Annotated in this window: 2 protein-coding genes; both read right to left on the bottom strand. The window is 45.0% G+C overall.

Annotation, left to right across the window (positions count from 1 at the left end):
- The coding region (locus K0778_RS26075) for a nucleotidyltransferase domain-containing protein (RefSeq protein WP_201273846.1) at nt 1-257 on the bottom strand (257 nt) is incomplete at its 3' end.
- A 16-nt stretch (nt 258-273) separates the two neighbouring features.
- On the bottom strand, nt 274-1,074 hold the full coding sequence (locus K0778_RS26070) for an oxacillin-hydrolyzing class D beta-lactamase OXA-10 (RefSeq protein WP_000846390.1): 801 nt from the start codon (nt 1,072-1,074) through the stop codon (nt 274-276).
- Nucleotides 1,075-1,371 lie beyond the last annotated feature (297 nt).

Below are 1,371 nucleotides of genomic sequence, written 5' to 3'. Positions count from 1 at the left end.
ACAGCGCGGAGAATCTCGCTCTCTCCAGGGGAAGCCGAAGTTTCCAAAAGGTCGTTGATCAAAGCTCGCCGCGTTGTTTCATCAAGCCTTACGGTCACCGTAACCAGCAAATCAATATCACTGTGTGGCTTCAGGCCGCCATCCACTGCGGAGCCGTACAAATGTACGGCCAGCAACGTCGGTTCGAGATGGCGCTCGATGACGCCAACTACCTCTGATAGTTGAGTCGATACTTCGGCGATCACCACTTCCCTCATGATGTTTAACTTTGTTTTAGCCACCAATGATGCCCTCACTTTCCATGATTTTGGTGGGAATGGATTTTCTTAGCGGCAACTTACTTTCGTTGTCTATATCCATGTTAAAGGCGAAAAAGTAAACCTCTGTCTCCTTCTCAACCCACCCAACCCACCATGCGACACCAGGATTTGACTCAGTTCCCACACCAGAAAAACCAGTTTTTGAATGCACTAGATATTCAGGTGCCGCCTCCGTTACCAAAGCCTCTTTTACTATTAGCTGGTTTTCTTTAGATGCTGACAATTTATTTAAATATAGAGACTCTAGAAACTCCACTTGATTAACTGCGGAAATTCTAAGCTGGCCTTCCAACCAGAATTTGTCAATGCCACCACTGATATTCTGGTTGCCATAGGAAAATTTTTTAAGGTATTTCTGCATTCTTACTTCGCCAACTTCTCTGGCGATTTGTTGAAATACGGGAACAGCTGAAACTTGTATTGCCCCTCTTAAGGTCAAGTCTCTTTCCCATTGCTTCATGGCTCTTGGCTTTCCGTCCCATTTGAAAACCTGATGCTCATTCTTTATGACACCAGTTTCTAGGCCGATAATTGCGTTGGGGATCTTAAATGTTGATGCTGGAAGATATTCCTTTGATGCACGAGCTAAGTCATTGGTAGCGCAGGATTTACTGCTACTTTTACAAAGCACGAAGACACCATTGACGGCTTCGGCAGAGAACTCTTTGTTCCAAGACGTATTTTCTGTAATTGAACCAGCTAATGCCGTACTCGAAAGACACGCGATAATTACATATGCGGCAAATGTTTTCATGGCACCTTCTTGGTGGCTAACGTTAATTCGACCTCAGAGGCGTTTAAGTCAAAATACCTCTGACGTCTAACATGATTAATCAAAGTCTGATTTTTTAACAAAATCAGAAAGATAGACGCGAAACTTTAAAACAAAGGCGTCAACACTTCAAGTAGCGATCTTTCGCTTCGGCGAGGCCTAACGCCTGAGCTCAGCCGACCGAAACCGCGTAGCGGTTTTGGGTCGGCTGCAGCGATTTGTTGGGCGATAGCTTGCCACATTCTCTCAACGATTGGGATTTGATGTACTTTCCGCACT

This window comes from Escherichia sp. XD33, assembly GCF_019375075.1.
Classification (GTDB): Bacteria; Pseudomonadota; Gammaproteobacteria; order Enterobacterales; family Enterobacteriaceae; genus Enterobacter; species Enterobacter flexneri_A.
The sequence above is the reverse complement of the archived record's forward strand: the minus strand, read 5'-3'. Positions and strand labels throughout refer to the sequence as shown.

Excerpts from the sequence above, each read along its gene's own strand:
- K0778_RS26070 (WP_000846390.1), bottom strand. The coding sequence starts at position 1,074 with ATGAAAACATTTGCCGCATATGTAATTATCGCGTGTCTTTCGAGTACG.